Source organism: Pseudomonas sp. Z4-7 (assembly GCF_051131965.1).
Taxonomy (GTDB): domain Bacteria; phylum Pseudomonadota; class Gammaproteobacteria; order Pseudomonadales; family Pseudomonadaceae; genus Aquipseudomonas.
This window is the reverse complement of sequence record NZ_CP071642.1, coordinates 5,036,442-5,057,324: the sequence shown is the minus strand read 5'-3', so window position 1 is coordinate 5,057,324 and position 20,883 is coordinate 5,036,442. Positions and strand designations below refer to the sequence as shown.

At 60.7% G+C, this 20,883-nt stretch carries 20 protein-coding genes; 12 read left to right on the top strand and 8 right to left on the bottom strand.

Annotation, left to right across the window (positions count from 1 at the left end):
- Positions 1–5: 5 nt before the first annotated feature.
- The 5 genes from J3P91_RS22670 to J3P91_RS22650 form a co-directional block, all read right to left on the bottom strand.
- A complete protein-coding gene (locus J3P91_RS22670; protein WP_434601812.1) occupies positions 6–1,913 on the bottom strand; it encodes an alkaline phosphatase D family protein in 1,908 nt (635 codons plus the stop codon).
- A 131-nt stretch (positions 1,914–2,044) separates the two neighbouring features.
- Positions 2,045–3,328, bottom strand: coding sequence for a C4-dicarboxylate TRAP transporter large permease protein DctM (gene dctM, locus J3P91_RS22665; RefSeq protein ID WP_434601811.1), 1,284 nt, complete (start codon positions 3,326–3,328; stop codon positions 2,045–2,047).
- A complete protein-coding gene (locus tag J3P91_RS22660) occupies positions 3,325–3,957 on the bottom strand; it encodes a TRAP transporter small permease (RefSeq protein ID WP_434571904.1) in 633 nt (210 codons plus the stop codon). The genes dctM and J3P91_RS22660 overlap by 4 nt, the downstream gene beginning before the upstream one ends.
- Before the next feature lie 66 nt (positions 3,958–4,023).
- Entirely contained in the window at positions 4,024–5,019 is a 996-nt protein-coding gene (dctP, locus tag J3P91_RS22655) for a C4-dicarboxylate TRAP substrate-binding protein DctP (RefSeq protein ID WP_434571906.1), read from the bottom strand.
- A gap of 126 nt (positions 5,020–5,145) precedes the next feature.
- Entirely contained in the window at positions 5,146–6,141 is a 996-nt protein-coding gene (locus J3P91_RS22650; protein ID WP_434601810.1) for a TRAP transporter substrate-binding protein, read from the bottom strand.
- Positions 6,142–6,309: 168 nt separating this feature from the next.
- Here J3P91_RS22650 and J3P91_RS22645 point away from each other — a divergent pair, with 168 nt between their 5' ends.
- From J3P91_RS22645 to J3P91_RS22635, 3 genes are read left to right on the top strand one after another with little or no spacing between them, the layout of a single operon-like run.
- Entirely contained in the window at positions 6,310–6,822 is a 513-nt protein-coding gene (locus J3P91_RS22645) for a type VI secretion system amidase effector protein Tae4 (protein WP_434571910.1), read from the top strand.
- Entirely contained in the window at positions 6,819–7,046 is a 228-nt protein-coding gene (locus J3P91_RS22640) for a hypothetical protein (protein WP_434571912.1), read from the top strand. Before J3P91_RS22645 ends, J3P91_RS22640 begins: the two co-directional genes overlap by 4 nt.
- 49 nt (positions 7,047–7,095) lie before the next feature.
- Positions 7,096–7,467: a PH domain-containing protein gene (locus J3P91_RS22635; RefSeq protein ID WP_305498907.1), complete on the top strand. Its 372-nt coding sequence runs from the start codon at positions 7,096–7,098 to the stop codon at positions 7,465–7,467.
- Positions 7,468–7,509: 42 nt separating this feature from the next.
- On the opposite strand, the gene J3P91_RS22630 is transcribed toward J3P91_RS22635, so the two are convergent.
- Positions 7,510–7,926, bottom strand: coding sequence for a VOC family protein (locus tag J3P91_RS22630; protein WP_434571914.1), 417 nt, complete (start codon positions 7,924–7,926; stop codon positions 7,510–7,512).
- A 250-nt stretch (positions 7,927–8,176) separates the two neighbouring features.
- On the opposite strand from J3P91_RS22630, the gene J3P91_RS22625 reads away from it, so the two are divergent.
- The 7 genes from J3P91_RS22625 (at position 8,177) to J3P91_RS22595 (ending at position 15,484) form a co-directional block, all read left to right on the top strand.
- On the top strand, positions 8,177–9,331 hold the full coding sequence (locus J3P91_RS22625; protein WP_434601809.1) for a mandelate racemase family protein: 1,155 nt from the start codon (positions 8,177–8,179) through the stop codon (positions 9,329–9,331).
- A gap of 69 nt (positions 9,332–9,400) precedes the next feature.
- On the top strand, positions 9,401–11,023 hold the full coding sequence (locus J3P91_RS22620; RefSeq protein ID WP_434601808.1) for an ABC transporter substrate-binding protein: 1,623 nt from the start codon (positions 9,401–9,403) through the stop codon (positions 11,021–11,023).
- A 35-nt stretch (positions 11,024–11,058) separates the two neighbouring features.
- Entirely contained in the window at positions 11,059–12,096 is a 1,038-nt protein-coding gene (locus J3P91_RS22615) for an ABC transporter permease (protein ID WP_305498912.1), read from the top strand.
- A complete protein-coding gene (locus tag J3P91_RS22610; RefSeq protein WP_434601807.1) occupies positions 12,096–13,004 on the top strand; it encodes an ABC transporter permease in 909 nt (302 codons plus the stop codon). Before J3P91_RS22615 ends, J3P91_RS22610 begins: the two co-directional genes overlap by 1 nt.
- Positions 13,005–13,014: 10 nt before the next feature.
- Positions 13,015–13,854, top strand: coding sequence for an ABC transporter ATP-binding protein (locus J3P91_RS22605; RefSeq protein ID WP_434601806.1), 840 nt, complete (start codon positions 13,015–13,017; stop codon positions 13,852–13,854).
- A gap of 10 nt (positions 13,855–13,864) precedes the next feature.
- Positions 13,865–14,632: an ABC transporter ATP-binding protein gene (locus tag J3P91_RS22600; RefSeq protein ID WP_434601805.1), complete on the top strand. Its 768-nt coding sequence runs from the start codon at positions 13,865–13,867 to the stop codon at positions 14,630–14,632.
- A gap of 129 nt (positions 14,633–14,761) precedes the next feature.
- Complete coding sequence (locus J3P91_RS22595) at positions 14,762–15,484, top strand: oligogalacturonate-specific porin KdgM family protein (protein ID WP_434601804.1); 723 nt, start codon at positions 14,762–14,764, stop codon at positions 15,482–15,484.
- Between the two features lie 258 nt (positions 15,485–15,742).
- On the opposite strand, the gene J3P91_RS22590 is transcribed toward J3P91_RS22595, so the two are convergent.
- Positions 15,743–16,486, bottom strand: coding sequence for a FadR/GntR family transcriptional regulator (locus J3P91_RS22590; RefSeq protein ID WP_434571929.1), 744 nt, complete (start codon positions 16,484–16,486; stop codon positions 15,743–15,745).
- A 96-nt stretch (positions 16,487–16,582) separates the two neighbouring features.
- Here J3P91_RS22590 and J3P91_RS22585 point away from each other — a divergent pair, with 96 nt between their 5' ends.
- A complete protein-coding gene (locus tag J3P91_RS22585) occupies positions 16,583–17,296 on the top strand; it encodes a FadR/GntR family transcriptional regulator (protein ID WP_434601803.1) in 714 nt (237 codons plus the stop codon).
- Between the two features lie 290 nt (positions 17,297–17,586).
- Here the strand turns inward: J3P91_RS22585 and aceE are convergent, their stop codons facing one another.
- Positions 17,587–20,256: a pyruvate dehydrogenase (acetyl-transferring), homodimeric type gene (aceE, locus tag J3P91_RS22580; protein ID WP_434601802.1), complete on the bottom strand. Its 2,670-nt coding sequence runs from the start codon at positions 20,254–20,256 to the stop codon at positions 17,587–17,589.
- Positions 20,257–20,430: 174 nt separating this feature from the next.
- Here aceE and J3P91_RS22575 point away from each other — a divergent pair, with 174 nt between their 5' ends.
- Positions 20,431–20,883 (top strand): MarR family winged helix-turn-helix transcriptional regulator, encoded by a 453-nt coding sequence (locus tag J3P91_RS22575; RefSeq protein WP_434571933.1) that lies wholly within the window; start codon positions 20,431–20,433, stop codon positions 20,881–20,883.

Genomic DNA, 20,883 nt, shown 5'->3' with positions numbered 1-20,883 from the left:
GCCGTTCAGCTCAAGGGCGACTTCGGCGCCAGCATGCGCGTGGGCGGCTTGCCGTTGGCGTTGTGCTGATAGATCTGCGCCGGTTGCCCCTGTTCGTTGAAAAACACCTGGCCGATCCCCGCCGAGTTCCACAGCCGTTCCCCGGCTTCGGCATGTTCCGGGACATGGGGGACGATGCGCATGCTGCGGCGCTTGGTGAACCAGTTCAAGGGCGAGCGTGGCGAATAGAGCCAGCGGTTCAGCCGATCGAACCATTCCAGCAGCGCCGGCGGGAACTCGTTCTTGATACCGCTGCTGGTGATCTGCCAGACACGTGGGCCGCCCTTGCGGTGCGGGATCAGCACCTCGTAGACGAAGGAATAATGCACATCGCCGGACAACACCACGTAGCTTCCCGGCGTGCGCGAGTGGCGGAAAATATTCAGGATCACCTGGGCCGCGCCACGGTGGGCCATCCAGTTCTCCGCATCCACCAACAGCGGGTAGCCGCACCAGCTGAACAGCCGCTGCACGGTCTCGATCAGCTTGACGCCAAAGATCGGGGCCGGCGAGACGATGATCGCCGAGGGATGGTCCAGCAGTTCCTGCTGCAGTTCGCTCAGGGCTTCCCAGTCCAGCAGGCCCGACGGCTGCTTGAGGCTATTCTCGCTGCGCCAGCGGCGGGTGCGGGTGTCGAGCACCACGAGCGCCGGCGTGCTCGGCAACACGTAATGCCATTGCTGGAAACCGAGCAGGGTGTCGATCAACGCATCCTGGGGCCCGCTGTCGATGTAGCGGTCCCGGGCGGTGTCGCTCAAGGCCACGGTCTGCTCGATCACTTCGCCAAAGGCATCCGGGTTGTTGCCCCAGCCCTGGCAGAGCAGATAGGCGATCAGCGCGTTGCCGATGATGCGTTTGGAGAAGGGATGGCCGTAGGCCGTTTCCTCCCATTGCGCGGACAGGTTCCAGTCATCGGTGATATCGTGATCATCGAAAATCATCAGGCACGAAAGATGGGCGAACACCCGTGCCACGCCATCCAGCCCGGTCTTGAATGCCTCGATGCGCTGTTGTTCGAGGTCGTAGCGCTGGCGCCGTTCGGCGGTCAATTCAGGCGGTTGCGGATCGATCAGCGTCCACGGTACGGACGACCACACCAGCAGATACATTGCCATGACCTCGGCGAAGGTCACCAGATGGTTGTCGGCGCTGCTGCTGGTGAAGATCGGCTTGCGCGCCCCGCCGAAAAAGCGTTCGCGCAGGGTTTTGTTGCTCTCAAGCGCCGGTAACAGATCCGCGCGGTGATAATAACTGGCCGGGTGTTGGTAGAGTTTGGCGCTGTCTTCCACCACCGCACCTTCCAGGCACTCCTCGAACAGGCCCAAGCGCTCGATCAGGGCATGAATCGCCCGCAACATCGGCCCGGCGACATCGTCGGCGTACACCTGGTCGCCGCTCATCATCAGCAATGCCGGACGCTGCTCCGCAGACTCCGCCAACAAGCGGTCGACACAGAGCAGACCATCATTGGCCGGGAAATGGGGTTTACGACAAGAGCCGTGGACCAGCTGTTTTATGCGCGAATGCAGCATGAAGTTCGGACGCTTTGCGTCGCCGTACAACAGATACGGCGCCCATTCGGCAATGGGGACGCCGTCCACCAGCAGGTCGTAGTCAATCGCCACGTCCTGGGGCAAGGGCGTATCGAGTGTCACATCGATCAAATGCACAAACGCTCGTTGCCCCACCGGCACCACGGTGCAGCGCGACGCATCCAGCGCCAGGTCGCCGACGCCGTCGATACTCAGCGTCAACGCCAACGCTCGCGTCCCCACCAGCCACATCACCAGCCGCGTCGGCTCCAGTCGTCGCAAGAGCGGGCCGACAAGGACGGGGGGGAGGGTGATCGGGGTATCGGAAGGGGCCGGCAACATGCGTGGGAAAAGCTCTGCTTCAGAATAAAGCAGGGATCATAACGCATGCGTACGCTGGGAGGGGGCACGCGCACCTGCGGCAATGGAGCATTGCTCCCTCACCACAGGGCGGTATGTTCAGCTCGGAATAATCAGCTCATCCCCAACCAGTTAGGCAGCGCGAGCGAGATCCACGGTACATAGGTAATCAGCACCAGGAACGCCAGCAGAATCATCAGCCACGGCATGGCCGCGCGGATGGTCGCCGTCAGCGACATGCCGGTCACCGCCGAGGTGACGAACAGATTCAAGCCCACCGGCGGCGTGATCAGGCCGATCTCCAGGTTCACCACCATGATGATGCCCAGGTGGATCGGGTCGATGCCCAGCTTCATGGCGATAGGGAACAGGATCGGCGCCAGGATCAGGATGATCGCCGAAGGCTCCATGAACGCACCGGCAATCAGCAGCACGATGTTGACCACCAGGAGGAAGGTTACTGGCGTCAGCCCGGCCTCGATCACCCACGCAGTGATCTGCTGCGGCAGTTGCTCGGTGGTCAGCACGTGGGCGAAGAGCATGGCGTTGGCGATGATGAACATCAGCATGATGCTCAGCTTGGCCGACTCCAGCAGCACCTTGGGGGTTTCGCGGAACGTCAGGTCCTTGTAGACGAACAGCGCGATAAACGCTGAGTAGACCGCCGCCACTGCTGCTGCTTCGGTGGGCGTGAACATCCCCGAATAGATCCCACCGAGGATGATCACCATCAGCAGCAAGCCCCAGATGGCCTGGCGTGCCGTGCTCAGCCATTCCCGCAGCGTCGCCCGAGGCATCGCCGGGAGTTTTTTCTTAACCGCGACGATGTAGATCGCCACCATCAAGAAGAACCCCAGCAGCAGGCCCGGTATCACACCGGCCATGAACAGTTTGCCTACCGAGGTTTCGGTCGCGGCGGCATAGACCACCATGACGATCGACGGCGGAATCAGGATGCCCAGGGTCCCGGCGTTGCAGACGATACCGGCACCAAACGCCTGGGGATAACCTGAGCGCACCATGCCGGCGATGGCAATCGAACCCACCGCTGCCACCGTCGCGGGGCTGGAACCGGACAATGCGGCAAACAGCATGCACGCCAGCACCGCCGCAATCGCCAGGCCACCGCGGACGTGTCCGACGCAGGCGTTGGCAAAGTCGATCAACCGTCGCGCCACGCCACCCGTGGTCATGAACGCACCGGCCAGCAGGAAGAACGGAATCGCCAGTAGGGTGTAGTGTTCGGATGTCTCGAACAGCTTGATTGCCAGGGAGCGTACCGAATCGGGGCTGAAGAAAATAATCGTCAGTGAACCGGCCAGCCCGAGGGAAATTGCGATGGGCACGCCGATGAACATCAGCACGAACAGCGCGATGAACAGGAAGGCAATGGTCATGGCTTGTCTTCCTCGATCTCGGTCAGTTTGATCGCTTCGGCCGCTTCATCGGCAAGACCCAGGCCTGTCTGACGGTTCATCAGGATGCGCACCAGGATTTCCGCGAAGCGGATAAACACCAAGGCAAAACCTACCGGCACGATCAGCCCTACGTGCCATTGCATGATGCCGAAATGGCCGAGGTCTTCCGCGCCGATCTGGGCAATCATCAAGGTATTGATCCATTCGTAACTCGCCACGGCCAGCAACCCGGCGTAGGCCAGGCAGCACAGGCAGGCGATCACGCCGATAATGCGCTGCACCGGTTTGCTCGCCAGTTTCACCAACGCGTCGACGCCAATGTGGCCGGCCGTGCGCACGCCATACGACAGGCCAAAAAAAATCAGCCAGCCAAACAGCGCCTTGGTCAGCGCGCTGCTCCAGGTCATGGCCTGGGCCATGCCCATGATGCCGTCGCCAATGGCGAACATCGGTTCGCTGGCGGCTGGCCAGTTATCGCCAAGGCTGTAGAACACTGCATAAAGGTTGTTGAGGACCACGTAGACGAAAGTGACCAACGTCATGGCGGCCAGAAGGAAGGCAATGAAACCTTCCTCGAAATGTTCCCAGGTGCGCCGAAGGGCGTTCATGGATGGCATCTCCTGCAGGGAGGACGACAGGCCGGCGCTGCCACGGCGGCAGCGCCGACCAACCCATTACTGAGCCTTGTTGGAGGCTTCGGCGGCTTGGATCAGGTCAGCGCCGATGTCACCTTCGAACTTCTTCCAGACCGGTTTCATCTTGTCGCGCCATGCGTTGCGTTCTTCAGGCGTGAGGGTAATGATCTCGGTGGTCTTGGCGTCGAGGATGCGCTGCTTGTCGTTCTGGTTCAGTTGCGCCGCTTCCTTGTTCACATGGGCGGTGACTTCCACAAGGATCTTGTCCAGTTCGCTGCGTACGTCCGGCTGCAGGCCATTCCAGAACTTGGTGTTGGTGATCAGCATGTAGTCGAGCAAGCCATGGTTGGACTCGGTGATGTACTTCTGCACTTCATGCATTTTCTGGCTGTAGATGTTCGAGTAGGGGTTTTCCGCACCGTTGACCACGCCGGTCTGCAGGCCTTGGTACACCTCGGCGAAACTCATCTTGCGCGGGTTGGCATTGACCGCCTTGAACTGTTCTTCGAGCACGGCAGACGCCTGCACGCGGAACTTCAAGCCACGGGCATCCTTGGGTTCGCGCAGCGGTTTGTTGGCGGAGAGTTGCTTCATGCCGTTGTGCCAATAGGCCAGGCCGGTGATGTTCTTGCTTTCCATGGACTTGAGCAGTTTCTGACCTTCAGGGCTCAGTTGGAAACGGTCCACGGCAGAGATGTCATCAAACAGGAACGGCAGGTCGAACAACTGCACCGTCTTGGTGTATTGCTCGAACTTGGCGAGCGATGGCGCGATCATTTGCACGTCACCCAAGAGCAGGGCTTCCATTTCCTTGCCATCGCCGAATAACGACGAGTTGGGGTACACCTCGACCTTAACCTTGCCCGGCAATCGCTCTTCCACCAACTTTTTGAAGAGCAACGCGCCTTGGCCTTTGGGGGTTTGTTCGGCCACCACGTGCGAGAACTTGATAACCACCGGATCAGCCGCCATGGCGCTGCTCAACGCGCTGAGGGCCAATGTGCAGACGAGTGCTTTCCACATAGGTTTAAACATAGGGGGTTCCTTTTATTTTTAGTTTTTCACGTGCGGGCTCATTCAAAACACGACGCACGGTGGGACACTTGCAAGTCTAGGCAGAAAAACAGCTTGCCGGGGCATTTTGACATCAAGTTCGGGGCTTTACTGCGTCTTGTTGGACGCTTCGGCGGCTTTGATCAGCTCCGGGCCGATATCCTTTTCGAACTTCGCCCATACCGGTTTCATTTTCTCTCGCCAGGCATCTCGCTCTTGCGGCGTGAGGGTCATGATCTCAGTGGTCTTGGCGTCCAAGACGTGCTGTTTGTCCAGCTGATTGAATCGCTCCGCTTCCTTGTTGGCATGAGCGGTGGATTCGACCACGATCTTTTCCAGCTCACCGCGGATATCCGGCGGCAGGCCGTTCCAGAAATCCGATGTGGTGATCAGCATGTAGTCGAGGATGCCGTGGTTGGACTCGGTAACGTATTTCTGTACCTCATGCAGTTTCTGATTGTAGAAGTTCGAATAGGTATTTTCCGTGCCATTGACCAGCCCCGTTCGCAAGCCCTGATACACCACCGAAAAAATCATCGGCTGGCCTTTGGCACTCACCGCCTTGAACTGTTCCTCCAGCACCGCGGAAGTCTGCACGCGGAAGACCAGGCCGCGCGCATCTTCGGGCGTGCGCAGGGGTTTGTTCGCCGACAGCTGCTTCATGCCGTTGTGCCAATAGGCCAGGCCGGTGACGTTCTTGCTCTCCATGGACTTGAGCAGCTGCTGGCCCTCGGGGCTCTGTTGGAAACGGTCCACCGCGGCAATGTCATCGAACAGGAACGGCAAGTCGAACAACTGCACCTTGCGGGTGTACTGCTCGAACTTGGCCAGTGACCGCGCGATGATCTGCACGTCTCCCAGCAGCAACGCTTCCATTTCCTTGTCGTCGCCATACAGTGTGGAGTTGGGATACACCTCCACCGTGACCTTGCCCGGCAACCGCTCCTCCACCAGCTTCTTGAACATCAGGGCGCCCTGGCCCTTGGGCGTCTGTTCGCCCACCACATGGGAAAACCTGATCACGATGGGGGCGGCTGCGTAGGCGCTGCCCAGTGCGCTAAAAACCAGGGTGCAGATGAGCGCTTTCCATAAGGGCTTGAGCATTTGCGTTTATTCCTTTTGCATTACCGCTTGGCATGCGCACTGATTCGAAAATGAATCAATGCAAGTCTAGGAGAAAAAACGCTGATGAAAAGAAAACCGAGCAAATGGGGGGCTCTTGTCATCTGCTAGGCTAGGCCCCTCAGGATCAGAAATCTCAGGAGAGGCAGGATGTTCACGTTCGACAAGTTGTGGAAAAGTCATCCGGAAATATTCGGCGATGCCGCCCCCTGCCGAACCAATGGCTCGAAGAACTTCAGCGACCAATGCGCAATCAACCTCGGCGTCGCCCTGCGGCGCGCAGGTGTCGACATGGGCCAGCTCAGAGGTGTGCGTCATTGTTGGCAACACCCCAAGAGCGAAGGGCACATACTGGCTGCCGAAGAACTGGCCAAAGCCTTGAGTCGGGCCAGGATTCCCGGCTTGCAAGGCATGAAAATCGTCAAGAGCGAGGACTTCGAGAGCAGCCTTGAAGGGCAGCAAGGCATTATTTTTTTCAAGGATTTCTGGCGTCGTGCGAATGAAACCCCTGCCAACCGCAGTGGCGACCATATCGATCTGTGGAATGGCCGTCGACTGACAGATTGGTTGAGTTACCCACGGATACAAATGGGCTTCTCCATCGAAGGTACATTCTCCGATTACCATGAGTCCAAGGACATCTGGTTCTGGAAGGTCATATGAACGTGATCAAGGGCGTCCTGTTTGTCTTATTGTTCGTCGCGTTGGCCGTGGGTGCCTTCAATCTGTTTTTTATACTGATCGGAAGCTACTTTGGACCGTTATACGAAAGCGAGGCGGACCAGAGCCGCAACTTCGCGATCTGGCTGTTTGGAAACATCGGGGTGGCGATCACGGCGGTAGTGGTGGGCATCATCTGGCGTCGACGGCGCAGGAGCAGGATCTGACCGAGTCGTACACGTTATTCGCGCGTCTTTTTATTTCATGGATTTGACAATGATCGACTTCAACAACAAAGGCTTCTTCAAGCTCAAGCAAAACAACGAATACGCCGAACGCGTCTCGGATCTGTTGCTGGACGGTGAACAGGTGATCGACGCCTACAAGTCGATGCGTGATGGCGTGGTGTTCACCAACAAACGCATCATCGCGGTAAACGTGCAGGGCATTACCGGCAGCAAGAAGGATTTCACCTCGCTGCCCTACAAAAATATCGTTGCGTACTCGGTGGAAACCTCCGGCACCTTCGACCTGGATTCCGAACTGGAGATTTATTTTTCGTCCTTGGGCAAGGTGAAGTTCGAATTCACCGGCAAGACCGGCATCGTCGAAATCTCTAAGGTCATTTCCAGGCATCTTTTGGTCTGAGTCGATACAAGCGCACCCCGGCAGCGTAAGTCCCGCTGGAGCTCAAGGCTCCAGCGCCGGTCCCTTCAACTCGATCTGGTTGCCATCCGGGTCCAAGCAATAGATCGACCAGCCTTGCCCCTCCGCGCCATAGCGCATCTGTGCCTTCTCGACATCCAGCCCGGCTGCCCCCAGATGAGCGAGCAGGGCTTGTTCGTCAAACGGTTCGACGCGCAGGCAGAAGTGATCGACGTTGTGCCCCTGCCTGCCCGACGCCGCGCCACCCTGACGGCCGAGCGGTCCTTCGACATCCACCAGATCGATCATCGACGCCCCGGCGCCGAGGTGGACCAACCCCAAATCGTCCCGCCGCTTCTTCAGTTCGCAACCGAGCACCGAGGTGTAGAAGGCGAGGCTGCGCTCGATGTTCGTCACGCGCAGTACGACGTGGTCGATGCGCTCGATGGTGAAATTTTTCATACCGGTCTCCACAAGGCGGGCACAGATGGGCCACGTCACTGTAGCCAGAATTTCCCAAGGGAAACGAGCTGATTATTAGATCGTGGTATGACGACATTTCAAGTCGTCATCTTTTCAAAAATAGAGCTGATCCGAAAAACCTCATATTTAGCTGATGCCCAGGCTTGACAGCTGCGAGTAAACGTACAAATAATCCGCCATGTTGTATGACGACATACAAATAAAAATAACCACACGGTGGCTCCTTCTTATGAGAATTACAGGCGTTCACGTCGAAATCTTTTCCACCCCGTCGCGCCGCGCCCAGGACAGCGCCGGCCACGCCCATCCAGGCGACGAAGTCATGATCAAGATGGCCCTGCTGCGCATCAGCTGCGACGATGGCTCGGAGGGTTACGCCTTCGGTACGCCCGAGTTGATTCGTCCACACATCATCGAATCGTTCGTGCGCAAGGTGCTGATCGGCCGCGACCCGATGGACCGTGAGAGCATCTGGCAAGACCTGGCGCACTGGCAGCGCGGCAGCGCCGGCCAGTTCACCGACCGCGCGCTGGCGCTGGTTGAGCAAGCCTTGTGGGATCTGGCCGGGCGCAAGCTGAAGTTGCCGGTGCACAAGCTCATCGGCGGTTACCGTGACAAAGTCCTGGCCTACGGCTCGACCATGTGCGGCGATGATTTGCCGGGCGGTCTGTCGACGCCGGATGAGTACGGCCAGTTCGCCGAAAAGCTCGTCAAGCGCGGCTACAAGGCAATCAAGCTGCACACCTGGATGCCGCCGATCTCCTTCGCGCCGAATCCGCAAATGGACATCCAGGCCTGCGCCGCCGTGCGCGAGGCGGTCGGCCCGGACATCGCACTGATGCTCGATGGCTACCACTGGTACAGCCGCATGGATGCGCTGACCATTGGCAAGGCCCTGGAAAAACTCAATTTCGCCTGGTTCGAAGAACCAATGATGGAAGACTCCGCCGAGTCGTACGCCTGGCTGGCCGCCAACCTGGACATCCCGGTGCTGGGCCCGGAAAGCATTGCCGGAAAATTCCACAGCCGCGCCAGTTGGGTGACACAGAAGTCCTGTGACATCCTGCGCGCCGGCGTGGCTGGCGTCGGCGGTATCGGCCCTTGCCTGAAAGTGGCGCACCTGGCCGAGTCGTTCGGCATGGATTGCGAGGTCCACGGCAACGGCGCGGCGAACCTGGCGGTTGTGGGCGCGATCAGCAACTGCCGGTGGTACGAGCGCGGCCTGCTGCACCCGTTCCTCGATTACGAGGAAGTGCCGGCACACCTCAACAGTCTTGTCGACCCGATGGATACCGACGGTTACGTGCATCTGTCTGATCGGCCGGGGTTGGGCGAGGACATCAACTTCGCGTATATCGAAGCCAACACCTTGTCTCGACACTGATGGCGCACCACGTCCGAGGCTGAGCGGCCCGGGCGACAAGTCTTTATAAATATAAGAAAGGACTGAACCATGAAACTCTGGCCCAAGCGCCTGACCAGGCTGCTGTGTGTCATCGTGGCCCTGTGCGCAGTGCAGGTGCCCGTCAGCCTGGCCCAAGGCGAAACGCCCGCCGACCAATTGGTGGTGGGCATGAGCATGATCAACCTGCTGTCCCTGGACCCGGCGGCCGCGACCGGCCTGGAAGTGGCCGAGGTCAACGCCAATGTCTACGACATGCTCCTGGAGCAGGACGCGGCGCAGCCGGATACGCTGGTGCCGGCCCTGGCGAAAAGCTGGGAAGTCAGCCCGGACCGCATGCGCCTGACCTTCCAGTTGCGTGACGACGTCCGTTTTCACTCCGGTGCGCCGCTCACTGCACAAGATGTCGCCTGGTCCTTGCAGCGCGTGGTCATCCTCAATCGCGCCCTGGCGTCGACCTGGAAGGCCTACGGTTTCACCGCCGAAAACGTTGTCAAACTGATGCGCGCCGAAGGGCCACACACCTTTGTCATGGAGTTGCCGCGCAGCACCGATCCGTTGCTGGTGCTCAATACCTTGGCTACCTCGCCCAGTGCTTTCATCGTCGATCGCTCGGTGGCCTTGCAACATCAGGTGGGTGACGATCAGGGCGCGGCGTGGCTGGCTACGCACACCGCCGGGTCCGGTGCATTCAAGCTGGATATCTGGCGCGCCAACGATGTGATCCTGATGAGCCGCAACGAGGACTACTGGCGCGGCGCGCCGAAGTTGCGCCGGGTGATCATGCGCAACATGACCGAGTCCCAGGCCCTGCGCCTGATGGTCGAGCGCGGTGACCTGGATGTCGCCCGCGGCATGGCGGCCACCGATATCAAGGCGCTGGGCAAGGTGGATGCGGTGCGCATCCAGAGCATCGCCCGCGGCACGCTGTACTACGTGGCGATGAGCATGCAGCAGCCGCTGTTCCAGGACATCCGGGTGCGCCAGGCGATCCGTCTGCTGATCGACTACCAAGGCATTAACGACGTGGTGATGCCGCACTACGGCGTGATCAACCAGCGCCCGATGCAACTGGGCTTGCCGGCACGCCTGGACGATCCGGGTTATCGCCTGGACGTGGCCGAGGCTCGCCGCCTGCTGGCAGAAGCCGGTCACGCCGAGGGCTTCAAGGTGAGCATCCGTTCGCTGACCGACCCGCCCTTCATCAACATCGCCACCAGCCTGCAAGCGACGCTGGCCCAGGCGGGCATCCAGGCGACGATCATCACCGGCACCGGCAACCAGATCTATGGGGCGATGCGCGACCGCCAGTTCGACATCCTCGTGGGGCGTGGCGGTGGTGGGGCGGAGCGCCATCCGCATTCGAGCCTGCGGGCCCTGGTGTACAACCCGGACAACCGCAGCGAAGCCAAATTGAGCAACTTCCAGGGCTGGCGCACCTCGTTCTTCAACCCGCAGCTCAATCAGTTGATCGAACAGGCCGAGCGCGAGCGCGACCCCGAGCGGCAGCGGCAAATGTACGCCCAGGTCCAGACCCTCTATGACCAACAGGCCGGGGCAATCATGCCGGTCTCGCAGATGGTCGACGAGGTGGTGATTCACGCCGACGTGCGCAACTACATCGGCCACACCGCCGCCACCACGCGTCTTCGCGACGTCTACAAGCAGCGCTGAAATCGACGGCCTCAAGGCCAAGGCAGGAAATGAACATGTCGACTGCATCCTTTTCAATCTGGACAACCCGGGCCGCTTCGGCGACCCGGCGCGGCGGTTCGGTAGCGGTAACGCTGCTGGGGTTGCTGCTGCTGACCTTTTTTATCGGCCGGGTGATGCCGCTGGACCCGGTGCTGGCAATCGTTGGCCCGGACGCCGACGCTTCGGCCTACGCCCAGGTCTATCAGGAGCTGGGCCTGGACAAGCCACTGTGGACCCAGTTCGCGATCTACCTCGGCGACCTGCTCCACGGCGACTTCGGCATGGCCTTGCTGACCGGCAACCCGGTCATCAGCGACATCGCCCGGGTGTTTCCGGCCACCTTGGAACTGGCGACCCTGGCCATTCTGTTCGGCGTGCTGGCGGGCCTGCCGCTGGGTGTCTACGCGGCGACTCATCAGGGCCGCGCCGGTGACCATGTCGCGCGGTTGATCACGCTGTTCGGCTATTCCACGCCAATCTTCTGGATCGGCATGATGGCCTTCCTGGTGTTCTACGCCTGGTTGGGCTGGGCCGGTGGCGTCGGGCGAATCGGCCTGGCCTACGACGGGCTGATTCCGAGGCACACCGGGCTGCTGTTGATCGACACCGCCTGGTCCGGCGATTGGGAAGCCTTTCGCAGCGCGCTGCGGCATATCCTGCTGCCGGCGGTGATCCTCAGTTTCAACTCGGTCGCCTACATCAGCCGCATGACGCGCAGCTTCATGCTCGAGCAGCTGTCCCAGGAGTACATCATCACCGCACGGGTCAAGGGTTTGTCCCAGCGCAAGATCGTCTGGGGCCACGCCTTCGGCAACATCCGCGTGCAGCTGTTGACGATTGTCGCGCTGGCCTACGGCGGACTGCTGGAGGGCGCGGTGCTGATCGAAACCGTGTTCGCCTGGCCGGGCTTCGGCCAGTACCTGACAAGCAGTCTGTTGCTCGGCGACATGAACGCGGTGATGGCCTGCGTGCTGCTGATCGGCCTCATCTTCGTGACGCTGAACCTGATCAGCGATGCGCTGTACAAGATCTTCGACCCGAGGACTCGCTAATGAATCTGCCTCTTGCTTCCAGTGCCGCCGGCAGTGCCGCGCTGCCCGCTTCGAGTACGGCAGCGCTGCTTGCCAGCGCCGCCCGGCTGCTGCGATTTCTGCTGCGCAACCCGATGACCTTTGCCGGCCTGGTCGTCGTCTCGACCTTGATGGTGGTCGCGGCGTTCGCGCCATGGATCGCCGGTCACGACCCGTTGCTGCAGAACCTCGCCGGTGCGTTGCAAGCGCCCAGCAGCGCGCACTGGTTCGGCACCGATGAATACGGTCGCGATGTGTTCGCCCGGTTGGTGTACGGCTCGCGCATCACCTTGTACATCGTCTTGCTGGTGACGGTGATCGTCGGTCCCATCGGCCTGTTGGTCGGGACCATCTCCGGTTACTTCGGCGGCTGGGTCGACAGCCTGTTCATGCGCATCACCGACATCTTCATCTCGTTTCCGAGCCTGGTGCTGGCGCTGGCCTTCATCGCGGCGCTTGGCCCGGGCCTGGAGCACGCGGTGATTGCCATCGCGCTGACGGCCTGGCCGCCGATCGCCCGATTGGCTCGCGCAGAAACCTTGCCGCTGCGCAACGCCGACTTTGTCGTCGCGGTACAGCTCCAGGGCGCGTCGAGTACCCGGATCATCCTGCGCCATATCATCCCGATGTGCCTGTCGTCGGTGATCATCCGCCTGACCATGAACATGGCAAGCATCATCCTCACCGCCGCCGCCCTGGGTTTTCTCGGCCTCGGCGCCCAGGCACCGTTGCCGGAGTGGGGCGCGATGATCTCCACTGGCCGGCGCTACATGCTCGAAAGCTGGTGGCTGGTGGCGGCGCCGGGTGCGGCGATCATGCTGGTCAGCCTGGCCTTCAACCTGTTGGGCGACGGCTTGCGCGACGTCCTCGACCCTCGCAGCCAATCCTGAGGAACCTCCCATGACTGAGATAAAACTGGATGTGCAGGATTTGTGCGTGGAGTTTCGCAACGCAGGCAAAACTTCCCTGGCGGTGCGTGATGTGTCGTTCAACCTGAGGCGGGAAAAACTCGCCATCGTCGGTGAATCCGGCTCGGGCAAATCCACCGTCGGCCGCAGCCTGTTGCGCTTGCATCCGCCGACGGCGCGGGTCACCGCCAAGACCCTGCGTTTTGCCGACATCGATTTGCTGAAGGCCAGCGAAAAGCAGATCCAGGCGATTCGTGGCGCGCGCATGTCGATGATCATGCAAGATCCGAAGTACTCGCTGAACCCGGTGGTGCGAGTCGGCGAGCAGATCGCCGAAGCCTATCTCGCCCATCACAAGGTGCCCCATCGCGAAGCCCGGGAACGGGCGCTGGACATGCTCGGCAAGGTACACATTCGAGACCCTCGACGGGTCTATGACCTGTACCCCCATGAAGTCTCGGGTGGCATGGGCCAGCGGATCATGATCGCCATGATGGTGATTACCGATCCTCAGGTGATCATCGCCGACGAGCCGACCTCGGCGCTGGACGTGTCGGTGCGCCGGCAGGTGCTAAACGTATTGGAGGAGTTGGTCAGCGAGCGTGACCTGGGACTGATCTTCATCAGCCACGACCTGAACCTGGTGCGGCATTTCTGTGATCGCGTGCTGGTGATGTATGCCGGCCGGGTGGTTGAGTCGATTGCCGCCGCTGACCTGGATAACGCCACCCATCCCTACACCCGAGGCCTGTTGGCCGCGTTGCCAAGCCTGGACCACCCGCGCGCCACGCTGCCGGTGCTGCAGCGCGACCCACGTTGGTTGAACGCTTGAGGAGCCTGTCATGAACATGATCGAAATCGCCGGCCTGAACCTCAGTTTTGGCACCGGCGCGGCACTGAACGCGGTATTGCACGACGTCGACCTGAGCGTTGGCGAAGGCGAGGCATTCGGCCTGGTGGGGGAGTCCGGTTCGGGCAAGACCACCGTGCTGCGTTGCCTGGCCGGACAGTACCAGCACTGGACGGGACGGTTGCAAATCGCCGGGAGGGCGGTGACGCGCAAGCTGCCGCTGGACCACTACCGCACCGTGCAGATGGTTTTCCAGGACCCCTACGCTTCGTTGCATCCGCGCTACACCATCGACGCCGCGTTGCAGGAACCGCTGCGCATCCACGGCATCGACGGGCGCGGGAAAAAGGTCAGCGAGATCCTGCGCAAGGTCGGCTTGAACGACAGCTTCCGCTTTCGTTATCCGCATCAGTTGTCCGGTGGCCAGCGCCAGCGCGTGGCGATTGCCCGGGCGCTGATCCTGCGGCCGCGGGTATTGCTGCTGGACGAGCCAACCTCGGCGCTGGACGTCTCGGTGCAGGCGGAAATTCTCAATCTGCTGGCTGATCTGCGTCGTCAGGAAGGTCTGACCTACCTGATGGTGACCCACGACCTGGCCGTCGTTGCGCACTTGTGTGATCGGCTGGCGGTGATGCAACAGGGCCGGGTGGTGGAAACCCTCGACAGCCAGTTGCTGGCGAGCGATGGCGCCGCCCACGAGTACACCCGTTTGCTGGTGCAAGCCAGTCGCGACTTACAGCGAATACCCATCGCCGTATGAAGTAACCAAGCCGCTGTAACTGTTTAAACCGCCACACACGTTGAACCGCAAGTTTCAATGCGCGCACGCGCTCGCCTGCGATTTGACGTTAACCCCAACTATTGATTTCAACCAACAAGAATAAAAAACATGAAAAAGATATTCACCGTTTTGTCGATCGCTTCATTGTTCACTTCGGTAATCGCTCAGGCCGATACCGGTTATATCAACGTTCGCCATCAATACGCCGAAAAGACCCGCATGCACGCCGACCGTGCCAAGTTCGGCATCAGGCTGGATAACGGTGTGGGCCTGGAAGGCGAACTCAAATACAAGACCGCCGGGGATCGGGAAGATGTCGCCTTCGACAACACTGTCGGCAGCGGCCATGAATTCACCGTCAACTACCAGCACAAGATCGACGACCGCTGGACGCTGACGCCTTCGTTCGCCATGGAAAGCGACGAGGAGTCCACCACCTACAAGATGGGCTTGCGCCTGGGCTACAAGATCACCAAGGAACTGAGCATCGCCGGGCGTTACCGTTACGACGCCAGCAAACTGGACCGCGACAAGGTGGATCACGACGTGCCGGACAATGGCCAGGACGACCAGACGATCCATCGCTATGACGTCTACATCAACTATGCGAACCAGGGGCCGTGGGCCTATGAATACCAACTGACTTACTTCGATGCCGATTACATTCGTTACAACGGCGGTACTGACGACTATGAGCAGAATGCCGTAGTCAAGTACAAGTGGGATAAGCGTTGGGCACCGTTCTTTGAGGTCGGTGACATCAAGGTCAACTCGGTGGACAGTGATCGGCAGTTGCGCTTGCGGGTGGGTATTCAATACAACTTCTTCTGAGTCGCGAGATCACCGGGATCAACTTTTGGGAGCGAGCTTGCTCGCGATAGCTGTCTGTCTGGGGCGGTGATGTTGGATGTGCTGCCGCCTTCGCGAGCAAGCTCGCTCCCACAGGGGCTTTGTTGTGTATGTAAATGCAATGAACACTGGAGATCAGGGTGGGAGCGAGCCTGCTCGCGAAAGCGGTGGGCCCGCTTGCATCAGCATTGAATGTGCCCCCGTCTTCGCGAGCAGGCTCGCTCCCACAGGGAACAAAGGTTATTCGTTGTAGAACGCCTGGCGTTGTTGGGTTTCACACAGGCGCATGCGGCTGTTGCTCAAGTGCAGGTACATGGCCGCCCGCGCCGCGTCGGCATTGCGGCTGGCGATGGCATCGAAAATCTGCTGGTGTTCGGCGTTGATCCCCTGCAGGTAGGCGCTGCGATCACTTTGCCCGGAGTAGGCGGAGTTCATCCGGGTGCGCGGGATCAGCTTTGTACCCAGGTGCTTCATGATGTCGATCAGGTAGTAATTGCCGGCCGCCTTGGCGATTTTCAGATGGAACTGGAAATCGGCGTTGATCGTGGTGCCGGATTTTTCCGGCCCTTGCAGCAACGCCTCCAGCGCCTGGGCCAGTTCGGCCAGGGCTTCGGGCGTGGCGCGTTCGGCGGCCATGCCGGCGGCCTGCACTTCCAGGCTCAGGCGAAACTCCAGCAAATTGAGTACGTCCGACAACGTCGCAATCGTCGCCGGCCCGAGGGTGAACCCCTCCGGCGCCGGCATATCCAGGACAAACGTACCGACCCCATGGCGGGTCTCGACCAACCCCGCCGCCTGCAGGCGCGACAGCGCCTCGCGCACCACCGAACGGCTGACGCCCTCGGCTTCCATGATGTGCACTTCGGTGGGGAGCTTTTCGCCGCATTTCAGAATGCCGTCGCGCATGCGCTGGGCAAAACGGTCGACCAGTGTTTCGGCCAGGCGGCGCGGCTTGTTCAATGGAGATAACGCTTGGTCCGTCATCGGCGTGCTCTAGTGTGATCAGCGGGCATTATAGTGAGTTTTGGCCCAAGGTCGCGGCTATAATGCCGCGATCGTCTGGCTTGATGGATAGGTGCAATGGAGCGTGTCACAACCGATCGACGCCTGAGCATGACTCAGCAACTGGTGGTCGACCTGACGCAGCAGATACTCGCAGGCGAGCTGCCGGCGGGCAGCAAACTGCCGACCGAACAGGTGATCATCAAGGAGCGCGGCGTCAGTCGGACCGTGGTCCGCGAAGCCATGTCGCGGCTGCAGGCCGAAGGCTTGGTCGAGACGCGCCATGGCATCGGCACCTTCGTCGTCGACACCGCGCGCCCGGGTGATTTCCAGGGCGGCAAGCACATCAAGGGCGGCGCCCATGACGCGCTGGCCGTCATCGAACTGCGCCTGAGCCTGGAAGTGGAAGCGGCCGGCATCGCTGCGCAACGCGCCACGCCGGAGCAGTTGCTGGCAATACGCGAAGCGCTGGATGCGGCGAATGCCGCCGACGCAACGGACGACAACAGCGCCCGGATGGATTTCGAATTTCATCGGCAGATTGCCCAATGCACCGGCAACAGCTTTTTTATCGACGCGATGGCGCACGTCGGCAATACCCTGATCGCCGTGGTCCAGCAGGCGCTGCCAGCGATGGCAACTGAAAATCGAGCATTGGTGGTGCGTGAACGCGAGCAGATCTACGCGGCATTGGCGCGACGGGACGGCGAAGCGGCGCGGGCGTCGATGCGGTTGCATCTGATCAACATGCAGCAGCGGGTCCGGGGTGTGGTGGAGTCGAAGGCGCCGTAACCGCGCACCACTGTGGGAGCGAGCCTGCTCGCGAACAAGCCCGCATGGAGTGCTTCTCTGCAGCGGCGGGGGGCTGATGTGGCGAGGGAGCTTGCTCCCGCTGGGCTGCGAAGCGGCCCCCGCTTTTTTTTGCGACTGCTGCGCAGCCGAGCGGGAGCAAGCTCCCTCGCCACGGAATCCACATCAACCTCTGCGCTGACTAACAGACCGATTTCGCGAGCAGGCTCGCTCCCACAACGTTGGTCAATGTGCATGGTTGTGCCCGACGGTCACCGCCATGCGGCTCAGAATCAAACCTTCGCAGGGTTCTGCTTTTGCGGATCGATACCGTAGAGCCTGATTGCCTCCGCTACTTTTTCCCGGGGAATTTTCCCGTCATCGGCCAAGGCCTTCAACGCCGCCAGTGCGATGAAGTGACGATCCACTTCGAAAAACCTGCGCAATGACTCACGGGTATCCGATTGGCCGAAACCGTCGGTGCCGAGGGCTACGAAGCGTCGATTGGGTGCGAACGGGCGGATCTGGTCGGCGAATATCTTCATATAGTCAGTCGCGACCACCACCGGCCCCTGTTTGTCCTGCAGGCAACTTTCCACATAACCGATACGCGGCGCGTGCTCGGGATGCAGCAGGTTCCAGCGTTCGGCTTCCTGGCCGTCGCGACGCAGTTCGGTCAGGCTGGTTACGCTCCAGACTTCGCTGCTGACGCCGAAGTCCTGCTCCAGCAACTGCGCCGCCGCGACCACTTCCTGAAGAATCGAACCGCAGCCCATCAGTTGGACATGCTTGCCTTCGACAGGCTTTTCAGGCGCCGAGAGCCGATACATGCCCTTGAGAATGCCTTGCTCGACACCTTCGGGCATTGCGGGGTGGGCGTAGTTTTCGTTGAGTACGGTGATGTAATAGAAGATGTCTTCGTTTTCGGCATACATCCGCCGCATGCCGTCCTGGATGATCACGGCCAATTCATAGGCGTAGGTCGGGTCGTAGGACACGCAGCAGGGGATGGTCGAGGACAGCACATGGCTGTGGCCGTCGTCATGTTGCAGGCCTTCGCCCATCAGCGTGGTCCTGCCGGAGGTGGCGCCGAGCAGGAAGCCGCGAGCCCGGGCGTCACCGGCGGCCCAGGCGAGGTCGCCGACGCGCTGGAAGCCGAACATCGAATAAAAGATGTAGAAGGGCACCGTCATCACGCCGTGGGTGCTGTAGGACGTACTCGCGGCGATCCATGAAGAAATCCCGCCGGACTCGTTTAGCCCCTCCTGCATGATCTGGCCGTCCCGGGCTTCCTTGTAATAGCTCAACTGGCTGGCGTCTTGCGGCGTATACAACTGGCCGACGTGGGAATGGATACCGATCTGGCGGAACAGGCTTTCCATGCCGAAGGTCCGTGATTCGTCCGGGACAATGGGCACGATCAGCTTGCCGATGTTCGGATCCTTGAGCAGCGTGCCGAGGATGCGCACGAACGCCATGGTGGTAGAGATCGCCCGTTCGCCAGTGCCTTTGAGTTGTGTATCCAGCGACGACAAAGGCGGGACCTGCAACGGCGCCACGGCATTAAAACGGGCCGGGATATAGCCGCCCAACTGGCTGCGCCTGGCTTGCAGGTACAGCGCCTCGACGCTGTCCGCGGCCGGCTTGAGGTAAGGCATGTCGCCCAGCTGGTCATCGCTGAGTTCCAGACCGAACCGATCACGGAACGCCTTGACCGCGTCGTCGCCCATTTTCTTGAGCTGGTGGTTGATGTTCTGGCCTTCGCCGGCTTCGCCCATGCCGAAACCCTTCACGGTCTTGGCCAGGATCACGGTCGGCCCGCCGGTGTGGCGCATGGCGGCGGCATAGGCGTTGTGGACTTTTTCCGGGTCGTGGCCGCCGCGAGACAGCTTCCAGATATCGTCGTCGCTCAGGTCGCTGACCAGCTCCAGCAGCTCTGGATACTTGCCGAAGAAGTGCTCGCGCACATAGGCGCCGTTCTGGGATTTGTAGTTCTGATAATCGCCGTCCACGCACTCCATCATCCGCTGGCGCAGCAGGCCGCTCTTGTCCTTCTCGAGCAGGGCATCCCAGCCGCTGCCCCAGATCACCTTGATCACATTCCAGCCGGCCGCCCGGTACAGGCTTTCGAATTCCTGGATCACCTTGCTGTTGCCACGCACCGGGCCGTCCAGGCGTTGCAGGTTGCAGTTGACGACAAAGATGATGTTGTCGAGCTTCTCCCGGCCCGCCAGGGAAATCGCCGCCAGGGATTCCGGCTGGTCCATTTCACCATCACCGAGAAACGCCCAAACCTTGCGGCCCTGGTGCTCCTTCAGGCCGCGATCTTCCAGGTAGCGCATGAACCGGGCCTGATACGCGGCCGTGATAGGCCCCAGCCCCATGGACACTGTCGGGAACTGCCAGAAGTCAGGCATCAGCCGTGGATGCGGATAGGACGAAACGCCGTCGCGGTCGGTCTCGCGGCGAAAGTTATCCAACTGTTCTTCGCTCAGGCGTCCTTCCAGATAGGCGCGTGCATAGATGCCCGGTGACGAGTGGCCCTGGATGTACACCATGTCACCGGCGAACTGCTCGGTGCGACCACGGAAAAAATGCTCGAAGCCAACGTCATACAAAACCGCCGCCGACGCGTAGGAGGCGATGTGCCCGCCGACGTTCGAATGTTTGCCGGCGCGCAGCACCATGGCCAGCGCGTTCCAGCGGATATAGGCATTGATCCGGCGCTCCACGGCCAGGTCGCCGGGGTAGGGCTGCTGGCGGTCGGCCGGGATGGTATTGACGTAGGGCGTCGTCACGCGCCCGTAGAAATCACCGTGGCGGTTGGCGTCGAAATCAAGCATCTGATCGATCAGGTAGTGGGCACGAGAGCGCCCTTCGACACTCGCCACCGATTCAATGGATTCGAGCCATTCGCGAGTCTCTTGTGGATCCTCGTCGAGAAACATGGATTGTTGTGCCATCGTTGTCGTCTCCTGGACAGTGCAGCAGCACCGAGTCGTTTGGTGCCTGACTAAGGGGCGTGGGTCGACGCCAACCTTCGAGAATTTTGTAGTTGCACTTGCAACTATGTGCCAGAACTTAGCCTGCCGCGCGCTACAATTGCAACTAAATCGATTTCTTGAGAAAGGTGCTGCATGTCATCCAGCGAGCCGGATACCTGGTTCAGATTCGTCAGGGCCCACCGTTGCCTGATCCGCGAAATCGAGCGTCGGCTGGCGGCCGCCGGGCTGCCGGCCTACGCCTGGTACGACGCGTTATGGGGCCTGGAAAGCGGCCCCGACGGCGCCCGGCGGATGAGCGAACTGGCCGATGTCATGGCCATCGAGCGCTACAACCTCACCCGCCTGGTGGACCGCCTGGAGGCGGAAGGCCTGGTCACCCGCAGCCGCGCCAGCGATGACGGCCGAGGGGCGTACGCCGCCATCACCGAGAGCGGGAAAGTGCTGCGCAAGAAAATGTGGAAAATCTACGAAGAGGCGGTGGACGAATTGTTCCTGGCGCAGTTCGACGACGACCAGCAGCGAGTCTTCAGCGAAGCGCTGGAGCGTGCGGCCACAGCGGCGCGCAGCAGTGGTCGGGGGAAATAG

Bases quoted from the DNA above. Each gene is read 5' to 3' on its own strand.
- J3P91_RS22620 (WP_434601808.1), top strand. From the start codon at position 9,401: ATGAAACTCTGGCCCAAGCGCCTGACCAGGCTGCTGTGTGTCATCGTG.
- J3P91_RS22575 (WP_434571933.1), top strand. From the start codon at position 20,431: ATGTCATCCAGCGAGCCGGATACCTGGTTCAGATTCGTCAGGGCCCAC.
- J3P91_RS22640 (WP_434571912.1), top strand. From the start codon at position 6,819: ATGAACGTGATCAAGGGCGTCCTGTTTGTCTTATTGTTCGTCGCGTTG.
- J3P91_RS22585 (WP_434601803.1), top strand. From the start codon at position 16,583: ATGGAGCGTGTCACAACCGATCGACGCCTGAGCATGACTCAGCAACTG.
- J3P91_RS22645 (WP_434571910.1), top strand. From the start codon at position 6,310: ATGTTCACGTTCGACAAGTTGTGGAAAAGTCATCCGGAAATATTCGGC.
- J3P91_RS22610 (WP_434601807.1), top strand. From the start codon at position 12,096: ATGAATCTGCCTCTTGCTTCCAGTGCCGCCGGCAGTGCCGCGCTGCCC.
- dctP (WP_434571906.1), bottom strand. From the start codon at position 5,019: ATGTTTAAACCTATGTGGAAAGCACTCGTCTGCACATTGGCCCTCAGC.
- J3P91_RS22605 (WP_434601806.1), top strand. From the start codon at position 13,015: ATGACTGAGATAAAACTGGATGTGCAGGATTTGTGCGTGGAGTTTCGC.
- J3P91_RS22635 (WP_305498907.1), top strand. From the start codon at position 7,096: ATGATCGACTTCAACAACAAAGGCTTCTTCAAGCTCAAGCAAAACAAC.
- J3P91_RS22625 (WP_434601809.1), top strand. From the start codon at position 8,177: ATGAGAATTACAGGCGTTCACGTCGAAATCTTTTCCACCCCGTCGCGC.
- J3P91_RS22600 (WP_434601805.1), top strand. From the start codon at position 13,865: ATGAACATGATCGAAATCGCCGGCCTGAACCTCAGTTTTGGCACCGGC.
- J3P91_RS22590 (WP_434571929.1), bottom strand. From the start codon at position 16,486: ATGACGGACCAAGCGTTATCTCCATTGAACAAGCCGCGCCGCCTGGCC.
- J3P91_RS22595 (WP_434601804.1), top strand. From the start codon at position 14,762: ATGAAAAAGATATTCACCGTTTTGTCGATCGCTTCATTGTTCACTTCG.
- J3P91_RS22630 (WP_434571914.1), bottom strand. From the start codon at position 7,926: ATGAAAAATTTCACCATCGAGCGCATCGACCACGTCGTACTGCGCGTG.
- J3P91_RS22660 (WP_434571904.1), bottom strand. From the start codon at position 3,957: ATGAACGCCCTTCGGCGCACCTGGGAACATTTCGAGGAAGGTTTCATT.
- J3P91_RS22650 (WP_434601810.1), bottom strand. From the start codon at position 6,141: ATGCTCAAGCCCTTATGGAAAGCGCTCATCTGCACCCTGGTTTTTAGC.
- aceE (WP_434601802.1), bottom strand. From the start codon at position 20,256: ATGGCACAACAATCCATGTTTCTCGACGAGGATCCACAAGAGACTCGC.
- dctM (WP_434601811.1), bottom strand. From the start codon at position 3,328: ATGACCATTGCCTTCCTGTTCATCGCGCTGTTCGTGCTGATGTTCATC.
- J3P91_RS22615 (WP_305498912.1), top strand. From the start codon at position 11,059: ATGTCGACTGCATCCTTTTCAATCTGGACAACCCGGGCCGCTTCGGCG.
- J3P91_RS22670 (WP_434601812.1), bottom strand. From the start codon at position 1,913: ATGTTGCCGGCCCCTTCCGATACCCCGATCACCCTCCCCCCCGTCCTT.